This window comes from Megalodesulfovibrio gigas DSM 1382 = ATCC 19364 (assembly GCF_000468495.1).
In the GTDB taxonomy this organism is placed as follows: Bacteria; Desulfobacterota; Desulfovibrionia; order Desulfovibrionales; family Desulfovibrionaceae; genus Megalodesulfovibrio; species Megalodesulfovibrio gigas.
Window position 1 is genome coordinate 1,340,053 of sequence record NC_022444.1, and the last position, 25,329, is coordinate 1,365,381.

General features: G+C 65.8%; 18 protein-coding genes. 13 read left to right on the forward strand and 5 right to left on the reverse strand.

Going from position 1 to position 25,329, the window contains the following annotated elements:
- Positions 1-18: 18 nt before the first annotated feature.
- Complete coding sequence (locus tag DGI_RS17030; protein WP_051286543.1) at positions 19-1,743, forward strand: sensor histidine kinase; 1,725 nt, start codon at positions 19-21, stop codon at positions 1,741-1,743.
- A 150-nt stretch (positions 1,744-1,893) separates the two neighbouring features.
- On the opposite strand, the gene murB is transcribed toward DGI_RS17030, so the two are convergent.
- Genes murB through DGI_RS18710 form a run of 3 tightly spaced genes read right to left on the reverse strand, consistent with a single transcriptional unit; the run spans position 1,894 to position 5,574 of the window.
- The gene (gene murB, locus DGI_RS05920; protein WP_021759886.1) at positions 1,894-2,874 is read right to left on the reverse strand and encodes a UDP-N-acetylmuramate dehydrogenase; all 981 of its coding nucleotides are present in this window, start codon (positions 2,872-2,874) and stop codon (positions 1,894-1,896) included.
- Entirely contained in the window at positions 2,871-4,982 is a 2,112-nt protein-coding gene (locus DGI_RS05925; RefSeq protein WP_021759887.1) for a PP2C family protein-serine/threonine phosphatase, read from the reverse strand. The genes murB and DGI_RS05925 overlap by 4 nt, the downstream gene beginning before the upstream one ends.
- Positions 4,983-4,989: 7 nt before the next feature.
- Entirely contained in the window at positions 4,990-5,574 is a 585-nt protein-coding gene (locus DGI_RS18710) for a hypothetical protein (RefSeq protein ID WP_021759888.1), read from the reverse strand.
- Between the two features lie 339 nt (positions 5,575-5,913).
- Here DGI_RS18710 and DGI_RS05935 point away from each other — a divergent pair, with 339 nt between their 5' ends.
- The 3 genes from DGI_RS05935 to DGI_RS05945 all read left to right on the forward strand — a co-directional run bounded on the left by DGI_RS05935 (position 5,914) and on the right by DGI_RS05945 (position 9,469).
- The gene (locus tag DGI_RS05935; RefSeq protein WP_021759889.1) at positions 5,914-7,245 is read left to right on the forward strand and encodes a cytochrome ubiquinol oxidase subunit I; all 1,332 of its coding nucleotides are present in this window, start codon (positions 5,914-5,916) and stop codon (positions 7,243-7,245) included.
- A gap of 12 nt (positions 7,246-7,257) precedes the next feature.
- Entirely contained in the window at positions 7,258-8,268 is a 1,011-nt protein-coding gene (cydB, locus tag DGI_RS05940; protein ID WP_021759890.1) for a cytochrome d ubiquinol oxidase subunit II, read from the forward strand.
- Between the two features lie 178 nt (positions 8,269-8,446).
- On the forward strand, positions 8,447-9,469 hold the full coding sequence (locus DGI_RS05945; protein WP_021759891.1) for a calcium/sodium antiporter: 1,023 nt from the start codon (positions 8,447-8,449) through the stop codon (positions 9,467-9,469).
- A 27-nt stretch (positions 9,470-9,496) separates the two neighbouring features.
- Here the strand turns inward: DGI_RS05945 and DGI_RS05950 are convergent, their stop codons facing one another.
- Positions 9,497-10,903: a sigma-54-dependent transcriptional regulator gene (locus DGI_RS05950; protein ID WP_021759892.1), complete on the reverse strand. Its 1,407-nt coding sequence runs from the start codon at positions 10,901-10,903 to the stop codon at positions 9,497-9,499.
- A gap of 13 nt (positions 10,904-10,916) precedes the next feature.
- The gene (locus tag DGI_RS05955; RefSeq protein ID WP_051286545.1) at positions 10,917-12,914 is read right to left on the reverse strand and encodes a hybrid sensor histidine kinase/response regulator; all 1,998 of its coding nucleotides are present in this window, start codon (positions 12,912-12,914) and stop codon (positions 10,917-10,919) included.
- A gap of 373 nt (positions 12,915-13,287) precedes the next feature.
- On the opposite strand from DGI_RS05955, the gene DGI_RS05960 reads away from it, so the two are divergent.
- From DGI_RS05960 to DGI_RS06000, 9 genes are all read left to right on the forward strand, one after another.
- The gene (locus tag DGI_RS05960; protein WP_235619944.1) at positions 13,288-14,670 is read left to right on the forward strand and encodes a glutamine synthetase family protein; all 1,383 of its coding nucleotides are present in this window, start codon (positions 13,288-13,290) and stop codon (positions 14,668-14,670) included.
- A 12-nt stretch (positions 14,671-14,682) separates the two neighbouring features.
- Positions 14,683-15,813 (forward strand): C45 family autoproteolytic acyltransferase/hydolase, encoded by a 1,131-nt coding sequence (locus DGI_RS05965; protein WP_021759895.1) that lies wholly within the window; start codon positions 14,683-14,685, stop codon positions 15,811-15,813.
- A gap of 50 nt (positions 15,814-15,863) precedes the next feature.
- Positions 15,864-17,432, forward strand: coding sequence for an extracellular solute-binding protein (locus DGI_RS05970; protein WP_021759897.1), 1,569 nt, complete (start codon positions 15,864-15,866; stop codon positions 17,430-17,432).
- Between the two features lie 138 nt (positions 17,433-17,570).
- Positions 17,571-18,509: a carbohydrate ABC transporter permease gene (locus DGI_RS05975; RefSeq protein ID WP_235619945.1), complete on the forward strand. Its 939-nt coding sequence runs from the start codon at positions 17,571-17,573 to the stop codon at positions 18,507-18,509.
- Entirely contained in the window at positions 18,509-19,369 is an 861-nt protein-coding gene (locus DGI_RS05980; protein WP_021759901.1) for a carbohydrate ABC transporter permease, read from the forward strand. The genes DGI_RS05975 and DGI_RS05980 overlap by 1 nt, the downstream gene beginning before the upstream one ends.
- Positions 19,366-20,460, forward strand: coding sequence for an ABC transporter ATP-binding protein (locus tag DGI_RS05985; RefSeq protein ID WP_021759903.1), 1,095 nt, complete (start codon positions 19,366-19,368; stop codon positions 20,458-20,460). Before DGI_RS05980 ends, DGI_RS05985 begins: the two co-directional genes overlap by 4 nt.
- Before the next feature lies 1 nt (position 20,461).
- Entirely contained in the window at positions 20,462-21,604 is a 1,143-nt protein-coding gene (locus DGI_RS05990; RefSeq protein ID WP_021759905.1) for an ABC transporter ATP-binding protein, read from the forward strand.
- A gap of 10 nt (positions 21,605-21,614) precedes the next feature.
- Positions 21,615-22,571 carry a radical SAM protein gene (locus DGI_RS05995; RefSeq protein WP_021759907.1) on the forward strand — a complete coding sequence of 319 codons (957 nt, stop codon included), beginning with the start codon at positions 21,615-21,617 and terminating at the stop codon, positions 22,569-22,571.
- Complete coding sequence (locus DGI_RS06000; RefSeq protein ID WP_021759908.1) at positions 22,568-25,318, forward strand: molybdopterin-dependent oxidoreductase; 2,751 nt, start codon at positions 22,568-22,570, stop codon at positions 25,316-25,318. The genes DGI_RS05995 and DGI_RS06000 overlap by 4 nt, the downstream gene beginning before the upstream one ends.
- Positions 25,319-25,329: the final 11 nt, after the last annotated feature.

Consider the following 25,329-nt stretch of genomic DNA (forward strand, 5'->3'; position numbering starts at 1 on the left):
CAAGGAGCGAGGGAAGCCATGCCGGCCCGTATCACCACCAAACCCCTGCCCCTGACCCGGGACAGGCACGACCTGCTGCGTCAGCTGGCCCAGGAACTGCTGCGTTCCCGGCAGCTTGGTCCGGAAGCGGTGGCGCAGATGTCCACCGAGGCGCTGATGCACGAACTCTCCGTGCACCAGGTGGAGCTGGAGTTGCAAAACCAGGAGCTGCAAGACGCCCGCCTGGCCCTGGAGTCCTCCAAGCAATTTCTGCACGATCTCTTCACCTTGGCCCCTGTGGGGTATCTGGTGCTGGAGCAGGACAGCGTGGTGCGCGAGGCCAACGCCCTGGCCTGCGAGTGTTTCTGCCTGCCCAAGGGGGTGCTGGAGGGCCAGCGCCTCAGCCAGTTCGTACGGCCGGAATACCTGTATGCCTTCAAGGAGCTGCTCTCCTGCCCCTGGGATCAGCGCATCCCCCTGCGGGGCGAGGTGGCGTTCCGTGCGCATAACGGCCGGAGTTTTCTGGGCCGGCTGGAAGTCCGCCGCATGACCATGCGCATCTCCTCCCTGGAGGCGGACACGGTGTGGCTGTGCGCCCTCCAGGATGTCACCGAAGAGCAGCGCACCCGCCAGGCCCTGCTGGAGGCCAAGCAGTCCCTGGCCACCGCCGTGCAGGAACGCACGGTCGAACTGGAACAGGCCCTGGCCGAGCTGCAGCAGGAAGTGGAGAAGCGCAAGACCGCCTACCGGGGCATGGCCGAAAGCCGGGCCCATTATCATGCCCTGTTTCACAGCAATGCCGTGGGGATTGCCCTGCTCACGCGCGAGGGGGTCATCGTGGAGGCCAATGAGGCCCTGGCCCGCCTGCTGGATCAGGATATTGAGGCCCTGCAGGGCCGGCGCATGACGGAGTTTCTGTCGGCCGAAAGCCACGCCGGCGAGCACCGGCTGCGCAGCGCCTCGGGCGCGTACAAGTGGGTCAGCATTTCCTGCCGCTGCATCGATTCCGACCAGCCGAACGCGGGCGAGGTCTGGGTCATGCAGGATATCTCCCGGCAAAAGGAGCTGGAAATCCTCAAGAAAGAGGTGGACCGCATCCTCTACCACGACCTGCGCGGGCCCGTCGCCGCCATTCACAGCCTGAGCAGGCTCTACGCCTCAGACACCACCTTTTCCGGCAGCCAGCAGCCCACCTGGGAAATCGTGAGCAGCGCCTCCAAGCGCCTTCTGGATATGATCAACAGTTCCACAGACCTGTATCATATCGAGCTCGGGGATTTCCACTTCGTGCCCCAGCCGTGCGACCTCTTTCAGATTCTCCGCTCCCTGCGGGAAGAACTGCTGGGGCAGTTCCAGGGCCGGGACACGGACATCCGCGTACTGCTGCACGGCCGCCCCGTGGACGGGGAGCTCTCCCTGCAGCTGGCCTGCATGCCGCATCTGTATGCCACCATGCTGTTCAATCTGTTGCTCAATGCCCTGGAGGCCGCGCCTCCTGGCAGCATGGTGACGGTGGATGTGGCGGTGGACGTGACAGGCTACGAGATCGCCATCCACAACCCCGGGGCCGTGCCTGCCCCTATCCGGTCACGGTTCTTCGAAAAGTACGTCACCCACGGCAAGCGCGGCGGCACCGGCCTGGGCACATACTCTGCCCGCCGCATCACCGAGGCCCATGGCGGCCGCATAGAGCTGGACACCTCCGAGGAGACCGGCACCACCGTGCGGCTGCGCTTCCCCCTGCCGGGCCCGGGACGGCTGTAGGGCATGGTCTTTTTGTTTAATGTTGAAAAAGGACGTTGTGAGAGGGAAAACCTTTTTGCAAAAGGTTNCTCGCGCTCTCCCCTTCCAAAGCCTTCATAGTGCTTTGGAATAGCTACAAAAAATCTTTGGAAAGGTGGTTCTGGGGGCGTGCTATGGCTGCGGCGCGGCGTCGTGGGCCGGCATGATGGCACCCTGCGGGGACACATAGCGGACCTCGCATTCCATCTGGATCCCCGTGCGCTCGCAGACCCGGGCCCGGACCTCGCCGATGAGCGCCAGCATGTCCGCGGACGACGCGCCGCCAAGATTCACAAAAAAATTCGCATGTTTTGATGAAACCTGACACTGGCCCACGGTCAGCCCTTTGAGTTGCGTGTCTTCGATCACCTTTCCCGGAGGGCCGAAGGCGGCGTACATGGCGTCCGAGTTCTTGAACACGGACCCGCAGCTGGGCAGATCCAGGGGGAACTTGGCCTCGCGTTCGGCCACGTCCGCCTCCATGGCGGCCTTGATGGCGGCAGGATCGCCCCGGGGCAGGTCCAGTTCCGCGCCCACGACGATGCAGCCATTGCGCTGGAACACGCTGGTGCGGTAGCCGAAGCCGCAGGCGACGCAGGGAAAGTCGAGCAGGGCGCCGGTGTGGTCCACGGCCGAGACGCGGACAATCACATCCCCGATGGCCTGGCGACGGCTGCCGCCGTTCATGGCCACCAGCCCCCCCAGGGTGCCGGGAATGCCCACGGCGTGTTCCAGTCCGGCCAGACCGGCGCGCTGGGCGGCCCAGGCCAGATCGGCCACGTGGACCCCGGCGTCGGCGGCGATGCGGGTGCCCTGGATGTGCAGGGAGGCGAAGGCCGGCCCCAGGCGGACCACCACGCCGCGCAGGCCGGCATCGTCAAACAGCAGGTTGGAGCCTTCGCCGATGACCACGCACGGCGCCCCGTGTTCACGGCACCAGGCGAGGATGCGGGCCAGATGCGCGGCCGAGGCGGGTTCCACCAGCAGGTCGGCAGGGCCGCCCATGCGCCAGGTGCAATAGTCTGCCAGGGGGGCATGCACGCGCACTGCGCCGATGTCTTCCTGGGACAGGGCCTCAAGCAGGGGAGAGACTGGGGAGGCTGGGGGGGTCACCGGGAGGGTCCTCCGGAAAGGTTCGCACGGCAGGTGGTGTCTTCGCCGTCAGCATCGTCATCGTCTGGGTCGGCGTCAAGCAGGTTGCCGGGGAGTGTGGCCAGGAGGCGGCGGCGCAGGAGCACCAGGGTCACGTCGTCTTCCTGGGGCACGTGGCGGCGGAAGCCGGCCACATCCTGCAGCAGGCCGTCCAGAATCTCCTGCAGGGTGGCCTCCGGGGTGGTCAGGCGCTGCAGGGCGGCGCGGAAGCGGGTTTTGCCGTAGCGCTCGCCCGCGGGATTCTGGGTTTCCCAGATGCCGTCGGTGCCGATGGCCAGAATGTGATCCGCCGGCAGGAGGTGCGCCTGCTCCTCGTAGCGCCATTGTTCTTCCACACCCAGAGGAATGCCCGCGCCGCCGAGTTCCAGGAAGGAGTGGTCCGCGGGGTTGTAGAGCAGGGCCGGATCGTGTCCGGCGCGGATCCAGGCCATCTCGCCAGTGCGGGGGATGATGCGCAGGCAGGCCAGGGTGACGAAGTTGCCGGAGAGGGCCAGGTCGCGGCAGAGCTGGCGGTTGACGTCGTTGATGTTGCAGGCCAGCCGCACTTCGCCGCAGCAGACCGAGCGCAGGGCCGCGCGTTGGCGCAGGCTGGCCCGGGTGGTGGCCATGAGCAGGGCCGCGGACAGGCCGTGGCCGGTCACATCGCCCACCACCACATCCACGGCCCGGGCCGAGGGGGTGAGGAAGTCGTAAAAATCTCCACCCGTGGCTTCGCAGTACAGGCAGGCGCCGGCCAGCTCCAGGCCGGGCACGACTGGCGGCGCCTGGGGCAGCAGCCGCTGTTGCATGGCGTGGGCCAGATCCAGGGCCTCCATGATGCGGAACCGTTCCTCCAGGGCCGGCACCATGGCGTTGAAGGACCGGGCCAGCTGGCCCAGCTCGTCGCGGGAGGTGGCGTCCACCCGGACGGCGAAGTTGCCGCGGGCCACCTGGGCAAAGCCGTGCAGGAGCCGCATCACGCGCTGGTGCATGCGGCGGGAAACGATGAGGGAGCAGCAGAAGGCCAGGACCATCAGCACCGCAAAGGAACTGGCGCTGAAGGCGCGCAAGGCGGCCAGGCGGCGGTCGATGAAGGATTGCATGGCCACGGTTTCCGCGGTCACATCGTCCAGGGGCAGGCAGGCCAGCAGGGACAGGCGGTCGCGACCCAGGGGGGCATAGGCCCAGAGCATGGCCGGCTCGTTGGGGGCTTCCTCGCGTTTCAGGATGGCCGAGCCGGCGCGCTCGGCCTGCAGGTCCGCGAGCATGCGTTCCCCGCCGGCGATGACGGTCTTGCCTTGCCGCCAGTCCATGGAGAGCGTGTCATGCCCTTCTCCCTGCGGCCGCTCCTGCACGGCCAGCGCTTGCAGGCCGCTGCCGCCGGGATCCGGCCGTACGAGCATGGTTTCCAGGCGCGGGGACAGGTTGTCCAGGTGCCCACCGCCGTGCAGCAGGGTGTGAGCGGCCACGACGCACACGGCAAAGCTGGTGGTGGCGTTGCCCATGGACACGGCCAGGGCCAGCTGGCCGGACAGGGGATCTTGGAAGGGGTCGGACCAGAAGGGCTGGTCGCTCCGGGGCAGGGCTTCCAGCAGGTGCGCCAGCGTGACGGCATCGTGCCGGGTGGCTGGCGGCGGATACACCGTGAAGGGCGCATCCGGCAGGCGGGCGGCCTGCCAGAGCAGACGCTGCCCGAAGCGGGAGGCCACGGCTTCGAAGACGGTGTCCGGCGGCGATGCCGGCCCTGGTGACGAAGGCGGGGCGGCGTCGGGCATGCGATGCCGGAACATGCCCGGCCTGAGCAGCATGCCGCCAGGGCCCGGGAGCTTGCCCTGCTCCCAGGCCAGGCCCGCGGCCTGCATCTGTACGGCCAGTTCGAGCAGTTCTTCCTGCAGCCGGATGTGCCGGGCATGGTCCAGCACCTGCATGGTGACTGCCTGGCGGGCGCGTTCCACCAGAGTGGCGTTGGTCTGACGCACCAAATCCAGGCGCATGTCCTGAAAGGCCCTGGCATTGTACAGCCGGCTGGCCAGCATGGGGGCCACGGCGAAGAGCAGCAGAAGGATGAGGAGTTTCCAGCGCAGGTGCATGGGGGGGTTATTTCTTGATGAAAAGGTCCAGATCAAAGGTCTTGGGATTCTTCCAGGTGTCGCGTTCCATCGTGGAGGTGTTAATGGTGGCGAAGAGCGCATCGGCCCTGGCCAGGGTTTCGGCGTCCACATGGGCCTGGGAGACATAACACAGGCGGGAGTCGTTGTTGATCTTGCTGTGCTGCATGAGGGCCAGGACGCCCCCGCGGCTCCAGCGCGAGGTTTCGATGCTGGTGTCTGCCTGACGTTCGGGCTGGCCCAGCTCAAGGCGCAGGCTGTTGTGGATCTGGCGGTACATGTTTTCGTTGCGCATGCGCATGTACGCGGCAAAGAACACGCCGTTCTGCGCGGCGTAATAGATTTTTACCACACCGAAGCCGCCGAAGGTGTAGTCGCTCTGTTCCTGAGCGTAGATGGCCAGGGGCCCCTGAGTGGCCAGGGCATGAAAGCCCGGGGTCTGGTCCAGGCGCGTGCCCCAGGCCACCTTGTTGAAGCCGTCCGCAGGCAGCAGGTGCTGGGCCCGGGCGGCGGCGGCAGGCAGGGCCAGCAGGATGGCGCACAGCAGCAGGATGGTGGACGCTCGGACAATCATGCAGCGCTCCTTGTCTTTGGTGATGCTTTGTTTCCACTAGCCTCTTTGGGCCAGGAGGACAACGAGGAAGCGGGCATTGCCCGCGGCCTGGGCGGGCGGGTGGCGGAGAAGATTATGTTAGTCTTGAAAATCAGTAAGTTAATGGTAAAATGCGCGCGTGCGGGGTAAAAATGATGTTCAAATAGCCCCTGGTTGTTGCATTTTTTCTGTTCTCCGTTAAAAAAATGTCAGCTTTCGTCTTATGGGGGGGCATCCCCCCGAGGCAACCAACTCGGGCGCAAGATTGCCCGATGGATATACCACCCTGAGTGACCTTTAACGGTACGCAAGGAGTTTTACATGGACGCCTTGTTGTTGTCGCGATGGCAATTTGCCGTTGCGTCCTTTTTTCACTTCCTGTTTGTCCCGCTGACGCTGGGACTCTCTGTCCTGGTCGCCATGATGGAGACGAAATACGTCCGCACTGGCGACGAAACCTATAAACGCATGGCCAAGTTCTGGGGCCGGCTGTTCCTCATCAACTTCGCCCTGGGCGTGGTGACGGGCATTACCCTGGAGTTCCAGTTCGGCACCAACTGGGCCCGGTATTCCTCGTTTGTGGGGGATATCTTCGGCTCGCTGCTGGCCGTGGAGGCCACGGTGGCCTTCTTCCTGGAGTCCACCTTCATCGCGGTCTGGGTCTTCGGCTGGGACCGGCTCTCCAAAAAGATGCACAATGCAGCCATTTGGATTGTGGCCATCGCCACCAACCTGTCCGCCATCTGGATCCTGCTGGCCAACGGCTTCATGCAGAATCCCGTGGGCTACGTCATTCGCAACGGTCGCGCCGAGTTGGACAGCTTCTATGAGGTGGTGACCAACGGCTTTGGCTGGAGCCAGTTCTTCCACACCGTGTCCGGGGCGTGGATGCTCGCCGGCTTTTTCGTGATGGGCATTTCCGCCTGGCATCTGCTGCGCAACAACGAGATGGATTTCTTCAAACGCTCGTTCAAGTTCGGGGCGGCGTTCGCCATCATCTTCTCGGTGCTGGTGGCCGTGCAGGGGCACCACCACGGCAACCAGGTGGCCCGGCTGCAGCCCACCAAGATGGCGGCCATGGAATCCTTGTGGGAGACGGAAAAGCCGGCCGGCATGTCTTTGCTGGTGATTCCGGACGAAGCCAACGAGCGCAATCTTGTGGAATTCCTCAAGATTCCGTATGTGCTCTCCATCCTGGCCTTCAATGATCCCATGGCGGAAGTGAAGGGCCTGAAGGAATGGCCCAAGGAAGACCGCCCTCCCGTAACCCTGACCTTCCTGAGCTTCCGGGCCATGGTGGGGTTGGGCACGCTCTTCATCGCCCTGGGGGCCATGGCCTGGCTGTGGCGCAACAAGATTGAAACCAAGCGGACGCTGCTGCGGGTGCTGGTGTATGCCATCCCCCTGCCGTATCTGGCGTTGGAGTTCGGCTGGGCCGTGGCGGAAATCGGCCGGCAGCCGTGGATCGTCTGGGGGCTCATGCGCACCGAGAACGCGCACTCCGTGGGCGTGAGCGCCACGCAGGTGGCGGTCTCCCTGGGCGCATTCTTCGTGGTCTACACCCTGCTCGGGCTCATCGACTTCTTCCTGCTGCGCAAGTATGCGGTGAAGGGGCCGGAAAAGGCCAGCACCTCTGAACCCAAAGCCGCCTAAGGAGAGATTGCCATGTTGGAGACCATTTGGTTCATCCTCTGGGGCGTTCTGTGGGCCATGTACTTCGTGCTGGATGGCTTTGATTTCGGCATCGGCACACTCATGCCCTTCCTGGCCAAGAACGAGACCGACCGACGCATCATGTACAACGCCCAGGGACCCTTCTGGGATGGCAATGAAGTGTGGCTCATCACTGCCGGCGGCGTGACCTTCGCCGCCTTCCCCGAGGTGTACGCGGTGATGTTCTCCCAGCTGTACACCCCGCTGTACCTGCTGCTCTTTGCCCTCATCTTCCGCGGCGTGACCTTTGAGTTCCGCCACCTGAGCGAGAGCCCGACCATGAAGAAATTCATGGACATCTGCCACGTGCTGGGCAGCTTCCTGCCGGCCCTGCTGCTGGGTGTGGCATTCTCGAACATCTTCATGGGCCTGCCCCTGGAGAATGGCGTGAGCCAGGGCAGCTTCTTCGGGCTGCTGAACCCCTACGCCCTGGCCGGCGGCCTGCTGTTTGTGACGGCCTTCTGCTACCATGGCGCAGTGTGGCTGGCCATCAAGTCCCCCGCCAGCATGCGGCAGCGGGCCATCCGGGCGGCCGAGGAGATCTGGCCGGCCCTGGTGCTGCTGGCGGTCGTTTTCCTGGCGGCCTCGGCCCTGGCCACGGATCTGTACGCCAACTACCTCAAGTATCCGTTCCTGCTCTTCATCCCCATGATCCCCGTGGCCGGCCTGGTGCTCACCCGCGTGGCCCTGGGCAAACGCAACCTGTGGCAGAGCTGGATCTTCTCCGCGGCCACCATCTTCGGCACCACGGCCTTCGGCGTGGCCGGGATCTTCCCGGCGCTGCTGCCGTCGTCCATTGGTCCCGAACATTCCGTGACCATCCACAACGGCGCCTCCAGCCCCCTGACCCTGCAGATCATGCTGGGCGTGGCGCTGGTGATGGTGCCGGCGATTATCCTGTATCAGGCCTGGGTGTTCAAGCATTTCAGCTTCCAGATCAAGGAAGAGGAAATGATTTATTGATGCTGTAACCGTCACCGCTTGCCGCAGCGCATGACAGGACGGCGGATGGGGCTTTGGCCCTGTCCGCCGTCGCTCGTTTGTCCGACAGGCTTTGACAAAGGCGCAGGGGCGTGCGAGGGAGCACGGATTCGGTCGATTTTTTGATCAATTCCCCCCGAATTTTTTGGAGTTTCCACTCATGGTATTGGCGTTGTTCGCGATGGTCTGCGGCCTGGCGCTGCTCGTCTGGAGTGCGGACCGTTTTGTGGAAGGATCCGCGGTTGCCGCCCGGCATTTTGGCATGCCGCCCCTGCTCATCGGCATGGTGGTGGTGGGCTTCGGGACGTCTGCGCCGGAGATGGTCGTCTCGGCCCTGGCCTCCCTGCAGGGGGTGCCGGGCATTGCCCTGGGCAATGCCTACGGCTCCAACATCACCAACATCGCCTGCATTGTGGGCATCTCGGCCATGATCAGCCCCATTGCCGTGCACTCCCAGGTGCTGCGCAAGGAGTTGCCCATCCTGGCCGGGGTGACGCTGCTCACCGTGCTGCTGCTGTGGGACGGCCGGCTTTCGCGCCTGGATGCGGGGCTGCTGCTGCTGGTGTTTGCCGGATTGATGGCCTGGACCATCCGCCAGGGGTTGCGGCAGCGGCGCAACGGGTTGCTCGGAGCGCCCGGCGAGGCCGAATTGCCTGATAGTCCCGATGCCCTGGGCGAGGAAGTGGCCCTGGAGCTGGCAACGAAATCCATGCCCATCAACAAGGCGCTGTTCTGGGTGGGCGTCGGGCTGGTGCTGCTCATCATCAGTTCGCGGCTGCTGGTCTGGGGGGCGGTGGAGATTGCGCACTCTTTCGGCGTGAGCGATCTGCTGATCGGCCTGACCATCGTGGCCCTGGGCACTTCCCTGCCGGAGCTGGCCTCTTCCGTGGCCGCGGCCCGCAAGGGAGAGGACGACATCGCCCTGGGCAACATCATCGGCTCCAATCTGTTCAATACGCTGGTGGTGGTGGGCATCGCCGGCATGATCCACCCCATGGACGTTACCCGCGACGTGCTGTTGCGCGACATGCCGGTCATGGGCCTGCTCACGCTTTCCCTGTTCGTGCTGGGCTATGGCCTGCGCCGGCCCGGAGCCATCACCCGGCCGGAAGGGGCCGTGCTGACGGCCTGTTACCTGGGCTACACCGCCTGGCTGGTGGTGACGGCCCTGGGCGGGGCGTAGGGCCGTCTTCAGTTCCCGGGCGTGTTGTCAGCGCCGGACCTTGCCCGGGGTGGGCAGGCCGATCTGCTGCAGCCGGCGGTAGATGCTGGGCACGCTGAGGCCGGAAATCTGGCTGGCCCGGACCACATCCGGCCCGGTGATCTCCAGCAGCTGCTGAAAATACTGGCGATCCTGGGCCGCCTTGAATGCGTCATACGTGGACAATGGGGCCGGCAGGGCGGCTGGTGTTACGGGAGGGGACAGGACTGGGGCCGCCGCCTCAGCCTCGCCGATGGCGGACAGCCGCACATGCGGCGGCAGGTGTTTGGGATACAGCGCAGGATCCTGCCCGGCTTCGATGACCGCTGCCTCCATGACATTGCCCAGCTCCCGGACGTTGCCGGGCCAGTCGTATCCACCCAGGGCCTGGAGCAGGTGCGGCGAGAGGAGTTTCTGCGGCAGCCGGTAACGCGAGCAGCTTTTGGCCGCGAAGTGCCGCGCCAGCAGCAGCAGATCGTCACCGCGCTCGCGCAGGGCCGGCAGGGTCACGTCCATGGTCCGCAGGCGGAAGAGCAGGTCGCCCCGGAAGGCGCCGGCCGCGGTCATGGCGTCCAGATCCCGGTTGGTGGCCGCCACCAGCCGAAAATCGCTGACCAGTTCCCGGGTGCCGCCCACGGGCCGGTAGCGACGTTCCTGCAGCACGCGCAGCAGGGACTTCTGCAGGGTCAGGGGCAGTTCGCCCACTTCATCCAGAAACAGCACCCCACCATGGGCCGCGGCCACCAGCCCGGCGTGGTCGGCATGCGCCCCGGTGAAGGAGCCGCGCATGTGCCCGTAGAGCTGGCTTTCCACCAGTTGTCTGGACATGGTGGAGCAGTCCACCACCACAAACGGCCCGCCGGCCCGGGGGCTGTTGGCGTGCACGGCCTTGGCGGCCAGTTCCTTGCCCACGCCGGTTTCGCCGGTGATGAGCACATTGGCCTCGCTCTGGGCGGCCCGGGCCAGCAGGTGCTTGACGCGGCTCATGCTGGCCGACTCGCCAAGGATGCCACAGGCGTTGAAAGCCTGGGGCAGGGCGGCATCCTGGTGCCGGGAGGCGCGATAATGCAGGGCCCCGGCCAGGGAGGCCTTGACCTGGTGCGGCGAGGCCGGCTTGCGCAGGTAGTCCCAGGCGCCGCAGGCCAGGGCTTCCCGCGCGCCGTAGTTGTCGCCCAGGCCGGTGATGACGATGATTTCCGGCCGCGTGGCCGTGGCGGCCAGCTGATCGATGGCGGCCTTGCCGTCGCCGTCGGGCAGGCCGAGATCCAGATAGATCACATCCGCCCCGGCCTCGGCCTGGGCCAGCCCCTCCTGCAGATTGGCGGCAAGCAGCGTCTCGTGACCGAGATCGGCAAAACAGCGGGCCAGGCTGCTGCGGATGAAGTCGTCGTCGTCGATGATCAGCACTCGGGCCATGGGTGGGTTCCTTCTACCGGCAATGCCGGCGGACGCATTCCGCCAGGGTTCGCGGGGTCATGGGTTTCATGAGGAAATCCACCACCCCGGCGGCGATGGCCCGGCGCTCCAGGGCCGGTTCCACGTGGCCGGTGCACATGACGATTCTGGCCGAGGCGTCCAGGGCCAGCAGTCGGGACGCCATCTCCAGGCCGTCCATGTCCGGCATGAAGTGGTCGGCCAGCACAAGGTTGAACCGGCCCCCGGCCTGGCGGAAGGCCTCCAGCCCCTCGGCGGCGCTGGCGGCGGCCGTCACCTGATAGCCGGCCTCCCGCAGCACCCGGTCCATGGCCTGGAGTGCGGCCTGATCGTCATCCACCAACAGCAGATGGCCGTGTTCCGGGCCGGCATGCCGCGGCGGCGGGGTCCGGGCGGGCAGGGGGGCTGGTCCGGGCGGTCCGGGCGGTCCGGGCGGTCCGGGGGACTCGGCCGGGCCGGCCTCGCAGCGGGGCAGGAGGATTTCAAAGACCGTGCCCCGGCCCGGGACGCTGTTCACGGCGATGATGCCGCCGCAACTGGCCACGATGGAATGCACCACGGCCAGCCCCATGCCCGTGCCGCCGGCGCCTTTTTTGGTGGTGTAGAAGGGCTCGAAGATCCGTTCCAGCCGGTCCGGTTCAATGCCCTGGCCCGTGTCCGCCACGCGCAGGGCCGCGTACTCGCCCGGCGCAAGGCCGGGATGGGGCGCAGCCTGCCCGCTGCCGGCCGCCTGCCCCTGCCCCTGCCCCTGTCCTTGCCCCGGCATGCGGAAGCCGCGCAGCTGCACGCGCAGCAGCCCGCCATCGGGCATGGCCTGCACGGCGTTGCGGCACAGATTGTCCAGCAGCTGCTGCATCTGGCCGGCATTGGCCAGCACGCAATCCTGGCCGGCGGCGGCATCGACCTCGCAGCGCAGATCCAGGCGGACGTTGCGGGGCAGGGAGGCGCGGAACAGGGCCAGATGCTCCTGCAGCAGCGGCTCCAGGCGCAGCGGTTCGCGGCTGACATGCTGCCGGCGGCCGAATTCCAGCACCTGTTCCACCAGATCCGCGGCGCGGTAGGCGGCGCGCAGGGCCTCGGCCAGGGGGGCGCGGTCTGCCTCTCCGGCCAGCCGGCCCAGGACGTAATCCAGGTTGAAGATGATGGGCACGAGGTTGTTGTTCAGATCGTGGGCAATGCCCCCGGCCAGCACGCCGATGGCCCGCATCTTCTGGGCCTGATACAGCTCCCGCTCCACGCGCTTGAGCTCGGTGACGTCGATGCCCAGCTCCATCACCAGGGGCTCGCCGTGTTCGTCCTCGAAGGGATAATCGTAGACGTGAAAGGTCCGGCCCTGGCGGTCCGTAAACTGCCAGCTCTCGGTCTTGCCGGTCTCGAACACGCGGAAGGTAGGGCAGACCGGACAGGGCGAGGTGCGGCCGCCAAAGACTTCATAGCACAGCCGGCCCTCGGTGGGGCCGTACAGGTCGCGGGTTTTGCGGTTGGCATAGGCCACGGTGTAGTCGCGGCGCTGCATGTAGACGAAGATGGGCACCTCGTCGATGACGTTGTAAAACAGCTCGCGGCCCCGCTCCTTGAGGCGCTCGGCCTCGCGGCGCACTTGGCGTTCGGTCAGCAGGGCCTTCTTGAGGCGCTCGGCGTCCGGCACCTCCCGAAATTCCACCACCGCCTGACCGCCACCGTCGCGGTCCGCCGGGATGCAGCGACAGCGGTACGGCTGCTGGCCGGCATCCAGGTACCAATCCGGACAGGGATCCCAGATGAAGGCCTGCTCCTGGCCGGTGCGGCGGGCACGGTTCAGCCCCTGGGCCAGGGAGGCGGCCAGGGAGGGCGGCAGGCCGAGATCGGCCAGGCCGCGGCCGGAGGCCTGATCGTCCCCGCCAAGGAATGTGGCGCAGAAGGCGGGGTTGGCATAGGTCAGGCGGCGCTTGGCGTCGAAGCTGGCCAGGGGGCTGGGGCATCCCTCGGCAAAGTGCGCGAAACTGCAGGGCATGGGAGCCTCCGCGCGGCGGGTCGATTTATGCAATTCTGTCAATCAGTCGCGTCAGGCTATCGCGGAACGACCCAAAAGGCAAACGCGACCGCAGTCTGACAATCGCCTGAAATTGCACGGAACAAACGATCAATGCGCCTGCGGGCGCCAGAGATTCTCACCAATGATTCTCGATTCTAAGAATTGCGAGGGAATCAGCCCGGGATTGTCCGCCTATGGCCGGGCTGGATTGCGACTCAATTTACTGTAAAAGAAGGATATTTCCTGTGCGCCCGTTCTGGCACGGCCCTTGATAGAGGGGAAGCATGCTCCGCATATTTGTCAAACAGCATGATTCCCGCCCGCGGATTGCCGCGGCAGAAAGGGTGCAGGCATGACCATGTTCCAGCAACGCTCCAGTTCCCTCGACAGCATCAAGCAGACCATCCGCGAACACGACATCCATTTTGTCCGCTTCGAGCAGGCCGATCTGTACGGCGTCTCCCGCAGCAAGACCGTGCCCATCAACAGCTTCATGGATTACGTGGAAAACGGGCTGAACTTCTACGGCGGCCTGCTGGGGCTGGACATTCAGTCCATGGTGCCCAGCGGCACGGGCTATGCCGAGGAAGTGGCCTTTGCGGACCACTGCACCGTGCCGGATCTGTCCACGTTCACCGTGCTGCCCTGGGCCCCGCACACGGCGAACATCATTGTGGATCCCTACTGGTACGACGGCACGCCGGCCATGGCCTCCCCCCGGCTGCTGCTCAAGAAGCTCCTGCAGGCGTACGACGATCTCGGCTTCATCTGCCGCCTGGGCTACGAGTTTGAATTCTACGTGCTGCACAAGGACACCCGCCAGCCGGTCTACGGCGGGCAGCCCATCTTCGTGACGCTCAAGAACAACTTCGACATGGACTTCACCTACGATCTGATGCGCAAGATGGAGCAGGCCGGCGTGCGCATCATCACCCAGAATTCCGAGCATGGCCCGGGCCAGCAGGAACTGAATCTCTATTACAAGGACGGCCTGCCCGCTGCGGACACGGCCATGCTCTTCAAGATGGGGGCCAAGGAAATCGCCCTGCAGCACGGCTACATGGCCACCTGGATGACCAAGCCCTTCATCGATTCCAGCGGCTCGGGGTCCCACTTTCATGTGAGTCTCATCGACAAGCAGACCGGCAAGAATGTTTTTGATGATCCAGACGGCGCCTGCGGCCTGACGGATCTGGCCCGCAGGTTCCTGGCCGGCCTGCTCAAGCATGCCCGGGCCAACACCGTGTTCACCGCGCCCACCATCAACTGCTACAAGCGCTACCGCGTGAATTCCTTTGCCCCGCACAGCGCCACCTGGGGCATGGAGAACCGCACCGTGGGCATTCGCCTCAAGGGCTGCCGCGGCCAGAGCACGCACTTTGAGAACCGGCTGGCGTGCGGCGGGTCCAACCCGTACCTGATGGCCGTGAGCACCCTGGCCGCCGGGCTGGAGGGGCTGCGGTCCAATCCGCCCCTGCCCGATCCCATCATGGACATCGCCTATACCAGAAACGACGTGCCCGTGCTGCCGCACAGTCTGGAAGAGGCCATCCGGGAATTCGAGCAGGATACGTCCCTGCACGAGGTGCTGGATCCGGAATTCGTCAAGCTGGTGCTGGCGGTGAAGAAGTTCGAGGTGCAGACGGCCAAGGCCCAGTTTGCGGATTACGGCACGCCGGCCTTCAACAACCGTGTGGATCCCTGGGAATGGGATTACTACATGGAACTGCTGTAGGCGGGGGGCGACATGGAAGGCACCCTCCCCGCTGCTGCTCCTGTTTCCAGTTCCCCGCTGGTGGTGGACCTGGCCGGCACGCCCTATGAAATGGGCCTGACCCACGGCCAGGCCTGCCGCGAGCTGATCCGCGAATTCGCCGCCTCCGTGCTCCAGGTGCACCAGGCCAACAATCGCTTTCTGAAGGCCGAGCGCGAGGAGCTGACCGGCTTCTGCCTGCGCAATCTGGGGTTCCTGCAAAAGTGGTGTCCCGAGCTGGTGGAGGAGATGCGCGGCATCGCCGCCGGCGCAGGCCTGCCCTTCGAGGACATCCTGTACCTCAACTCCTTTTTGGAACTGGAGGATCTGCGCGCCCCCGGCCTGGGCGGCCGCACCATGCCCGATGCCCTGTGGGGCTGCACCACGTACAACGTGGCCCCTGCCGCCGCCGCCGGTGGGCAGGCATTGATCGGCCAGACCTACGACATGGAGCGCTACTACGAAAAGTTCGTGGTGCTGCTGCGCATCACGCCCCAAGACGGCCCGGCGCAGCTGGTGGTGACCTTTGCCGGGGTGCTGGGCGTGAACGGCGTGAACGCCGCCGGGGTGGCCGCAGTCATCAACAAGGTGGTGGCCACGGACGCCCGGCCCGGGGTGATCTACCCCTGCATCATGCGCCGGGCGCTGGCGTCCCGCCGCATCGGGGATGCCCTGGGCGCGGTGATCTTCTCCCCCCGGGCCACGGGCATGAACTATCAGCTGGCCGGCATGGGCGTGGCGTTCTGCGCCGAAGTCTCGGCCACGTCCTACGAGCTGTTGGAGTTCGACGGCGCCATCGCCCACACCAACCACTACCTGAGCCAGGCCATGCGCCGGTTCGAAACGCCCAACTGGCTCAGCCACGGCGGGTCCATGGTCCGTCGCCAGGTGGCCCAGGACTTCCTGGACCGCCACCGCGGGGACATTACCCCGGCCCTGCTGGCGGAGCTGAGCCGCAATCACGTGAACCATCCGCGCTGCATCTGCGCGCATGGCTTTGACGGCGAGGCAGAAACCACAGCGTTCCACACCGTGTTTGCGGTGGTGATGGATCCGGCTGCCGGCTGGCTGGATCTGTGCGTGGGCAACCCCTGCCAGGGCGACTACCGCCGGCATCAACTCTGAAAATCCCCAGGTCCGCAACCGCTTCAACGCGATATTCCAAGAGGTGCAGCATGCAGTCCAACCGAGCGAAGATTGATACCCTTTGTGCCGAGTACGATGCCGGCGGCATGGATCGCCGCAGCTTTCTGAAGAAAATGGGCTTTTTGGGTGTGGCCGCCGTGGTGGCCAACGCTGTGAGCCTGTCTTCGTTGGGGGCCACGCTGGCCTTTGCCCAGATCAGCGGGGCCGAGGAGCGCGCCTGGGAACTGGCCAAGGTGGCCGCGGCCAAGGCCACCAAAAAGACCCTGACCCTGCTCATCCCCACGGGGTCCATCGGCAACATGACGCCTTACGTGGACAAGTGGAAGAACGAGCTGGGCATCACCCTGGAATTCATCGAGGAACCCGATGAGGTGGTGCACACCAAAGGCATGCAGGAAGCCGTGGCCAAGACCGGCCGCTACGACGTGATGATGCCCACGGCCATGTCCTATCCGGACTGGATCGATTCCGGCGTCATCTACGACCTCACCGAATGGACTGAAAAATACCAGCCCGACCTGTTCCACAAGGAATGGGGCGTGGTGTTTCCGGCCAGCCATCATGCCCAGCTCTACAACGGGCGCGTGGCCGGCCTGCTCAACGACGGCGACCAGATCACCCTGCTGTGCCGCGACGACTACCTGAAGAATCCCGAGAAGCAGAAGGCCTTTGCCGACAAGTACGGCTACCCCCTGGCCGTGCCCTCCACCTGGGCCGAGTATTACAATCTGGCCGAGTTCATGCACGATCCGGCCAACAAGTTCTACGGCAGCCTGGAGTACCGCTCGCCGTACTACGTCAAATGGATGTTCATGCAGCGCCTCGTCTCCAAGGGCCGGCTGTACTTTGACGGCGACATGAACCCCACCTTCAATTCCGAAGAAGGGGTGGCTGCGCTGGAAGACATGCTCAAGATGAACCAGTACCTCCACCCGGACGCCTTCAGCTTCACCTGGTCCTCCAACTACAACGCCTTCGGCCGCGGCGAAGGCTTCATGAACATCGTCTGGCCCTCGGGCTTCAAGTACTCCAAGGCGCCTTCCACCGGGCCGGCCACCACGGGCAAGATTGCCGCCACGGTCATGCCGGCGGACACCCTCAAGGACGGCACCAAGCTCTATGCCGGCCTGTTCTGCTGGGGCTACGGCTACGCCGTGTCCAGGTACTCGGCCAACCCCGAACTGGCCTATGCCTACGCCCAGTGGATGACCTCCCCCACCATCGGCGCGGACGCCATCCCCTACCTGGGCGGCTACTCCGATCCCTACCGCATCAACCACATGCTCAAGCCCACCCAGCGCCTCATCGACACGTATTCCCCCGAATACCTGCAGACGCTGTACGACAACATGGTCAACACCGTGCCGGATTTCTGCATCCCCGGCGGCTTCGAGTATCAGGACGCCCTGGACAAGCAGGTGCACGCCTGCATGACCGGCGACAAGAAGCCCAAGGAAGCCCTGGACGACGCCGCCAAGGCCTTTGAGCGCATCACCCGCCGCATCGGCAAGGACAAGGTCAAGAAGTCCTGGCTGGCCCTGGCCAAGAACCTGGCCGAGCCCATCCGCAAGGCCAGCGGCGCGGACAAGTGGAGCTAGAGCAACAAGATCCTTGCGAGAGGGGAAACCTTTTGATTTTCCAAGAGGGGAGACGCGCTCTCCCCTTCCAAAACGGTGATGGTGGGTACACGATGCGGCCTAACCGGGCGGCATCGCAGCAAAGGGCAGGAGTTGAACGTGGCTGAGAACACAATGCAAGCAACGGCCTCCGGCAGACCGCCCGGCGGTCTGAGCCGGGGCGCGGTGGTCAGGCTGCTCACCCTGCCGGGGACGCTCGTTTCCCTGGTGGTGCTGGTGACGCCGCTGCTGGTGGCCCTGTACATGAGCTTTACGGACTGGTCCCCCACCCGCAGCTCCTTTTTCGACGCCAGCTTTGTGGGCTTCGACAACTACAGCGAACTGACCATCTACGACACGCGCTTTCTGTACGCCGTATTGCGCACGCTGTGCATTGCCGCGGTGTGTCTGGGGCTGGAATTCGTCATCGGGCTGGGGCTGGCCGTGCTCTTTTTGCGGGAGTTCCGGGGCAAGTCCCTGCTGTTTTCGGCATTTCTTTCGCCCATGATGATCCTGCCCGTGGTGGTGGGATACACCTTCTGGATGCTCTTTCAGTCCAACGGGCCCATCAATCAGATCGTTGAGCTGTGCTTCGGGCCGGGATCGAGTCCGGAGTGGTTCCGCAGCGCGCCCCTGGCCGTGTTGGCGGTCGTTATCACTGAAGTCTGGCACTGGACGCCGTTGTTTTTCCTCATCCTGCTTTCGGGATTGAACGCCGTGCCCGAAAACCCGGTGCGGGCGGCGGTCATCCTGGGGGCCTCGCCGCGGCAGGTGTTCTGGCGGGTGGTCATGCCCATGCTCAAGCCGGTCATCGTGGTGGCCTTCGTCATCCGGACCATGGAAATCATCAAGCTGTTCGACGAGGTGTACATGCTTACCCGCGGCGGGCCCGGCTCGGCCACGGAAACCATCAGCCTGTACATCTACAAGCTGGCGTTCAACGACTTCCAGTTGGCGTACGGCGCGGCGGCGGCCTTTCTGGTGCTGCTGGGCTGCCTGCTGCTCATCCATCTGCTGCTTTCTCCGGTGCGGGACCAGCTGCTGAAAGGGGGACGCTGATGCACGCCAAGAAACTTTCCCCGCTGCTGGCCGTAGTCATGGGCCTGGCCCTGGCCGTGACGTTGTTTCCGGTGTTCTGGATCGTGATGACGGCCGTCAAGCCGCCCATCGACTGGAACGCCTCCCCGGCCATCTGGATTCCTTCGGACCCCACGCACATCAACTTCATGACCCTGTTCGATCCCGACGCCATCCGGGCCTATGGCGTGGGCGGGGTCAGCCAGTCGGCCACCAAGGCGGTGTGGGGCTCGGTGCGGGCGTCCATCATCGCCACGGCTCTGTCGGTGGGCATCGGGCTGTTCTCGGCCATCGGCATCACCCGCTACGGCAACGGCAGCAAGCTTGCGCCGCTGATCATCCTTTCGGGCCGCATGTTTCCGCCGGCGGCCATCGCCGTGCCGTTTGTGATCATCTTTTCCAACGTGGGACTGATAGACAGCTACGCCGGCCTCATCGCCATCTACACCGCCGCCACGCTGCCGTTTTCCACCTGGATGCTCAAAAGTTTCGTGGAGGACCTGCCCCGGGAGGTGGAGGAGGCCGCCATGATCGACGGCCGTTCCCGGCTCATGGCCCATCTGACGGTGACGATTCCCCTTATCCGCGGCGGCATCTTTGCCACCACGCTGTTCATCTTCATCCTGAACTGGTCGGAATTCATGTTCTCCCTGGTGCTGTCGTATACCAACATCAGCACCATTCCGGTGCAGTTGGCGCGCTATGTCACGGCCACGGCCGGCACGCTGTACGGCGTGCAGGCGGCCCTGGCCGTGCTGGCCATGGTGCCGCTGATGCTCATGGGCTACCTCATCCAGTCCCATCTGGCCCGGGGCATGACCTTTGGAGCGATCAAGCAATGAACAAGCCCAAACTGGAACTGGTGGCCCTGCGCAAGGACTACGCCGACGGCTCCGTGCCCGCGGTGGACGGCATCGACCTCGCCGTGCAGCCCGGCGAAACCCTGGCGCTGCTGGGGCCCTCCGGCTGCGGCAAGTCCACCACCCTGAACATGATTGTGGGGCTGGAGTCTCCCACCTCGGGCGACATCCAGATAGACGGCCGCTCCATCCTCGGGGTGCCGGCCGGCCGGCGCAACGTGGGCATGGTCTTTCAGGATTATGCGGTGTTCACCTCCATGACCGTGCGCAAGAACCTGGCCTTTGGGCTGGAGATCCGCAAGATGCCCAAGGCCGAGATTAACCGCGCCGTGCACGAGGTGGCCGAGCTGCTGGGCATGGCCGACCGTCTGGACGCCCGCGCCCGGGATCTGGGCGGCTCGGAGCTGCAGCGCGTGGCCATCGGCCGCACCCTGGCCACCCGGCCGGCCTTGCTGCTGCTGGACGAGCCCCTCTCCAATCTGGAATACGCCGCCCGCCTGGCCATGCGCCGCGAACTGCGCCGGCTGCAGCAGGAAATCGGTCTGACCATCATTTATGTGACGCACGATCAGATCGAAGCCCTGTCCCTGGCAGACCGCATCGCCGTGATGCGCGCGGGCAAGATTCTGCAAGTGGAGAAGACCACCACCATGTACGACACGCCGGACCACGTGTTCGTGGCCAGCTTTCTGGGCTCGCCGCCCATGAACCTGCTGCGGGGCAACCTGGAGGCCCACGGCCAGGGCATGCTGTTCAGGATCGGCCAGTTCCGCCTGCAATTGCCGCCGCCCAGGCCGGGCGTGGCCATGCCGCGGGGGGTGACGCTGGGGGTGCGGCCGGAATCCCTGCGGCTGGCGCCGGCCGAGACGGCGCCCATCACCGGGCAGGTGCTCCTGGCCGAGCCGCGCGGGCCGGAAGTGGTGCTCACCGTGGAGTCGGCCGCGGTGCAGCTCAAGGCCGTGGCGCCGTCGCAGAGCCATCCCAGGGAAGGGGCCATGGTGGGATTGGAGTTTGATCCTGCCTCCCTGGTCTTCTTCAGCAACGACACCAGCCACCGCATGGAGCTGTGTTGACATGACCACCGCATTCGCCACAACTACTGCGCCGGTGCTGGCGCTGGAGCAGGTGCACAAGCGTTTTCGCGCCACCCAGGCCCTGCACGACGTCACCCTGACCGTGCCCGAGGCGTCCTTCACCGTGTTGCTGGGGCCGGCCGGGGCCGGCAAGACCACCACCTTGCGCGTCATTGCCGGGCTCGATCAGCCAGACGCCGGCCGCGTGCTGCTGGCCGGGCAGGACATGCGCGGCTGGGAGCCCAAGGATCGCAACGTCGCCATGATCTTTGACAATCTGGCGCTGTATCCCAACAAGACCGGCTTCCAGAACTTGGCCAGCCCCCTGCGCATCCGCGGCGAGAAGTCCGAGGCGATTCGGGAAAAGGTCGAGGCTATGGCCAAGACGCTGAAAGTGCTGCATATCCTGGACCGTCTGCCCAGGACCATGAGCGGCGGGGAGCGTCAGCGCATTGCCCTGGGCCGGGCGCTCATCCGCACGCCGCGGCTTTTTCTGCTGGACGAACCCCTGTCCAGCCTGGACGCCATGCTGCGCATCGAACTGCGGGCCGAGCTCAAGCGCCTGCAGCGCGAATGCGGTGCGACCTTCCTCATGGCCACGCCGGACTATACCGAAGCCCTGGCCATTGCGGATACCGTGGCCCTGCTGCGGGAGGGCCGGGTGGTGCAGCTGGCCGGGCCGCAGACGCTGTATGACCTGCCCGCGGACCGCGAAGTTGCCCGCTTTGTGGGCGCGCCGCAGATCAACTGCCTGCCGGCCCGGTATGTGCCGGGGCAGGGCAGGGTGGAGGCGGCCGGCGGCAGCATCCGTGCGCCGCGGGCCTTTGTGGAGGCCTTCGGCGAGGCGGAGACGGCCTTTGAATTGGGCCTGCGGCCCGAGCATCTGGCCCCGGCCGATCCCGACCGCGCTGCCCTGCGGGCCGAAGTGATTGATGTGGAGCCCCTGGGCCTCAAGTCCGTGCTCACGGTGCGCAACGAGGATGCCGAGCTGCGCGTGGTGGTGGAGACGGCGACGCTGCCGCGTCTGGGCCTTGCCGTGGGCGCATCCCTGGGCGTGACGGTGACCAATCCTGACGCGTTGCTGGCCTTCGACCTGCAATCCGGCCGACGCATCGCACCGGTCCAAGCGATGGCGGCACCATAGGCGCGGGCGCATGATCAATCTCTTTGTCACCTACCGCTGCAACCTGGCCTGCCCGTACTGTTTTGCCCGGCCCCTGGCAGCCCGTCATCCGGGGGACATCACGCCGGAGCGTTTCGCCGCCTTTCTGGACTGGGCCAGCCGCGCCGCCGTGCCGGCTGTGGCCTTTCTGGGCGGCGAGCCGACGCTGCATCCGCATCTGGCGGCCATGATCCAGGCCACGGCCGAGGCCGGCATGGCCGCGGTGCTCTTCAGCAATGGCCTGTTCTCCCGGGAGCTGGTCCGCCGCCTGGCTCCGCAGGTGTCGAATTTCGTCATCAACTACAACAACCCCGAGTGCTACGCCCGCGGTCAGCAGGAGATGCTGCACGGCACGCTGTCCACCCTGCGGGAGCTGGGGGCGCGGATCACCTTTTCCAAGAACTTTTCGCCGCAGTTGTCGGCATGGGACTATCTGATGGACGCCATCGAGCGCTACGGCGTCAGCGCCGTGCGGTACGACATCTCCCGCCCTGCAGCCGATGCCGCCAACGATTTCTGCCGTCCCGAAGACGCCCGCCGGATGCTGGGCCGGGTGGTGGACTTTGTGCGGGCCTGCGAGGCCAGGGGCGTGCGCACGGGGCTGGACTGCAGCATCCGTCTGTGCGATCTGGACACCGCAGACCGGCGCTACCTGGAGCAGGTGTCCATGAAGTTTCGGGGCATTTGCCATCCGTCCATGGACGTGCATCCCGATCTTTCCGCCTCCTATTGCCTGCCCATGCATGACGTGCAGGTGCCGGACGTGACCGCCTTTGCCGATGCCGCTGCCCTGATGCGCCACTTCGCCCAGACCGTGCGGCCCCTGCGCACCGGGCATGCCCCGGCTGGCTGCGCTGAATGCGAGGAATACCTGCGCCGCTGCCAGGGCGGGTGTCTGGCCCTGCTGCGTGCGCAGGCGCCGGCTGTTCACAAGGAGTATTTGCCATGAGCGTCCGCACCGTTGTCACCACATGCACCCGGGACTGTCCCAACACCTGCGGCCTGCTGGCCACGGTGGAGGGCGACCGGCTCACCCGTCTGGCCGGCGATCCTGCCCACCCGTTCATCAAGGGCAAGGTCTGCCGCAAGGCCATGCGCTACATCGAGCGCGTCTACAGCCCGGAGCGGATCACCCGGCCCATGCTGCGCCGCGGGGACCAATGGGAAATCGTCTCCTGGGATACGGCCCTGGATCTGATTGCCGGGCGCATGCACCGCATCCGGGACGAGTCCGGCCCCGAAGCCATCCTGTATTACCAGGGCTTCGGCGAGCGCACTGCGCTGAAGTTGCTGAACAAGTATTTTTTCAACCTGTTCGGTGGCGTCACCACCATGCACGGCACCCTGTGCGGCGGCACGGGGCAGGCGTCCCAGAATCTGGACTATGGCGAGCGGGTGTCCCATGATCCGCTGGACCACCTCCACAGCGCCTCCATGGTCCTCTGGGCCCGCAACCCCGTGACCACCAACATCAGCCTGGCGCCCATCGCCCGCGACGTTGCCCGTCGTGGCGGCCGGGTGCTGCTGGTGGATCCCGCCCCCACCAAGTCCGCGAGTCTGGCCAGCCGGCACATTGCCCCCCGGCCCGGCGGCGATGCCTTCCTGGCCCTGGCCGCGGCCCGGCTGATCCTGGATGCAGGGGCCGAGGACCGCGCCTTCCTGGAGCAGCATGCCGAGGGGCTGGACGGCTATCTGCGTCTGGTGCACCGCTGGGACGTGGCCGAGTTGTGCCGCTTGGCCGGCGTGCCCGTGGCCGACGCCGAGCACCTGGCCGAGACGCTGATGACCCAAAAACCCACGTCCATCCTGCTGGGCTGGGGCTTGCACCGTCACGTGCAGGCGCATCTGACCATCCGGGCCATCGATGCCCTGGGCGCGGTGAGCGGGAACATTGGCGTGGCCGGCGGCGGCGTGAGCCAGGGCTTTGAGGAGTATGGCCCCTACGATCAGCACTACTGGGGCGATTCCCTGCGCCCGCCGCGGCGTACCCTGCTCATGCCCCGGGTGGGCGAGGAGATTCTGGCGGCCACCGATCCGCCCATCCGCATGATTTACGTCACCGCGGCCAACCCCGTGTGCACCGCGCCACGCTCGGACAAGGTGGCCCAGGCCTTCCGTCAGGCGGAATTCGTGGTCTATTCCGGCCATTTTCTGGACGATACCGCCGCCCTGGCCCATGTGTTCCTGCCGGCCACCACCTTTCTGGAAGAAGAGGATGTGGTCGCCAGCTACGGCCACAACTATGTTGGTCCCATCACGCCGGCCATCGCGCCCGTGGGGCAGTGCAAGTCCGAGTTCCGCATGTTTTACGAGCTGGCCGCGCGGTTCGACTTTGCCGACCAGTTCCGCAAGCCCGAGGCCGAGTGGCTGGAGCGCATCTGCGCCCCCATCCGTCAACAGGGCTGTTCCCTGGAGCAGCTGCGGCAGGGCGCGTTCCGGCTGGATGCGCCGATGGTCCCCTTTGCGGACCGCACCTTCCCCACGCCGTCGGGCCGGTTCAGACTGGTGGGAGATCTTGCGGAGATGGAGGCCATGGCCGACGCGCTGGGTGCGGCGGATCCTGCCCGTCCCTTCCGTCTGTTGACCATCGCCCCGCATCGCTTCATCTGTTCGGAACGGACCATGGCCGAACACGAGCCGCTGCCTGAGGTCCAGTGCAACGCTGCCGTGGCGGCGTCCCTGGGATTGGAAGACGGCGACGCCGTGCGCCTGCACAGCGCCGAGGGCCAGGCCGCGGCCCGGCTGCGCACCCGGGAGGATCTCCGGCCGGATATCCTGGTGGCCGAGCGTGGCGGCTGGACCCGGGCCGGGCACGATCTGAACCGGCTGATCAAGGACGTGGCCAGCCGAGTGGGAAACGGCACGCCGTACTACGAAGCCACCGTGGGGCTGGAGCCGCTGCCGTCGTCCTGCTCCGGGAGCCCTCAGGCCTCGCCGTGCAGGCCGCCGCAGGTGCTGGTGATCCAGCACGGGCTGCATTCCCTGGGCGGCAATTTCCTGAAGCATCTGGAACAGCAGGGCTGCCGTCTCCACACGGTGCGCGCCTTCGAGGGCGAGGCCCTGCCGCACACCCCGCAGGACTACGCCGCCCTGGTGGTCATGGGCGGGCCGCAACACGCCTGGGACGACGAGGCCTGGCCGCACATTCCACCCTTGCTGCGGCTCATGCGGGAATTTGATGCCCTGGGCCGGCCCGTGGCCGGGGTGTGTCTGGGGGCCCAGCTCCTGGCCCGGGCCTGGGGCGGGGAGTGCTTCGCCATGGAGGCCCTGGAGTTCGGCTTTGTGCAGCATGCCGTCACCGAGGCCGGGCAGGTCGATCCCGTGCTGGGGCCGGCGCTGCCCCTGCCGCGGCTCATGGAGTTTCATCAGGACTCCTTCCGCCTGCCGCCGGAAGCCACGCTGCTGGTGCGGGGCGAGGCCTGCGAGGCCCAGTGCTTCCGCGTGGGCCGGGTCTCCTACGGCTTCCAGTTCCATCTGGAGGTGGACGCCGCCACCGTGGCCCACTGGACAAGGCTGCTGCGCGAGGGCGCGGTGGAGACGTATCGTCAGTACCGCGAGCAGCATGACGAGGCCTGTTTCGAGACCCTTGCCGCCGAACTGCCCGTGCTGGCCGATCGTGGCGAGCGCTTCTGCCGGGAGATCGTCGCCCGTTGGCTGGCCCAGACCCAGACCCAGACCCAGGTCCAGGCCCATTGAGATTTTTGCGG

Excerpts from the sequence above, each read along its gene's own strand:
- DGI_RS05925 (WP_021759887.1), bottom strand. The coding sequence starts at position 4,982 with ATGCACCTGCGCTGGAAACTCCTCATCCTTCTGCTGCTCTTCGCCGTG.
- DGI_RS05990 (WP_021759905.1), top strand. The coding sequence starts at position 20,462 with ATGACCACCGCATTCGCCACAACTACTGCGCCGGTGCTGGCGCTGGAG.
- DGI_RS05960 (WP_235619944.1), top strand. The coding sequence starts at position 13,288 with ATGACCATGTTCCAGCAACGCTCCAGTTCCCTCGACAGCATCAAGCAG.
- DGI_RS05965 (WP_021759895.1), top strand. The coding sequence starts at position 14,683 with ATGGAAGGCACCCTCCCCGCTGCTGCTCCTGTTTCCAGTTCCCCGCTG.
- DGI_RS05980 (WP_021759901.1), top strand. The coding sequence starts at position 18,509 with ATGCACGCCAAGAAACTTTCCCCGCTGCTGGCCGTAGTCATGGGCCTG.
- DGI_RS05995 (WP_021759907.1), top strand. The coding sequence starts at position 21,615 with ATGATCAATCTCTTTGTCACCTACCGCTGCAACCTGGCCTGCCCGTAC.
- DGI_RS18710 (WP_021759888.1), bottom strand. The coding sequence starts at position 5,574 with ATGATTGTCCGAGCGTCCACCATCCTGCTGCTGTGCGCCATCCTGCTG.
- DGI_RS06000 (WP_021759908.1), top strand. The coding sequence starts at position 22,568 with ATGAGCGTCCGCACCGTTGTCACCACATGCACCCGGGACTGTCCCAAC.
- DGI_RS05985 (WP_021759903.1), top strand. The coding sequence starts at position 19,366 with ATGAACAAGCCCAAACTGGAACTGGTGGCCCTGCGCAAGGACTACGCC.
- DGI_RS05970 (WP_021759897.1), top strand. The coding sequence starts at position 15,864 with ATGCAGTCCAACCGAGCGAAGATTGATACCCTTTGTGCCGAGTACGAT.
- DGI_RS05955 (WP_051286545.1), bottom strand. The coding sequence starts at position 12,914 with ATGCCCTGCAGTTTCGCGCACTTTGCCGAGGGATGCCCCAGCCCCCTG.
- DGI_RS05935 (WP_021759889.1), top strand. The coding sequence starts at position 5,914 with ATGGACGCCTTGTTGTTGTCGCGATGGCAATTTGCCGTTGCGTCCTTT.
- DGI_RS17030 (WP_051286543.1), top strand. The coding sequence starts at position 19 with ATGCCGGCCCGTATCACCACCAAACCCCTGCCCCTGACCCGGGACAGG.
- cydB (WP_021759890.1), top strand. The coding sequence starts at position 7,258 with ATGTTGGAGACCATTTGGTTCATCCTCTGGGGCGTTCTGTGGGCCATG.
- DGI_RS05950 (WP_021759892.1), bottom strand. The coding sequence starts at position 10,903 with ATGGCCCGAGTGCTGATCATCGACGACGACGACTTCATCCGCAGCAGC.
- DGI_RS05945 (WP_021759891.1), top strand. The coding sequence starts at position 8,447 with ATGGTATTGGCGTTGTTCGCGATGGTCTGCGGCCTGGCGCTGCTCGTC.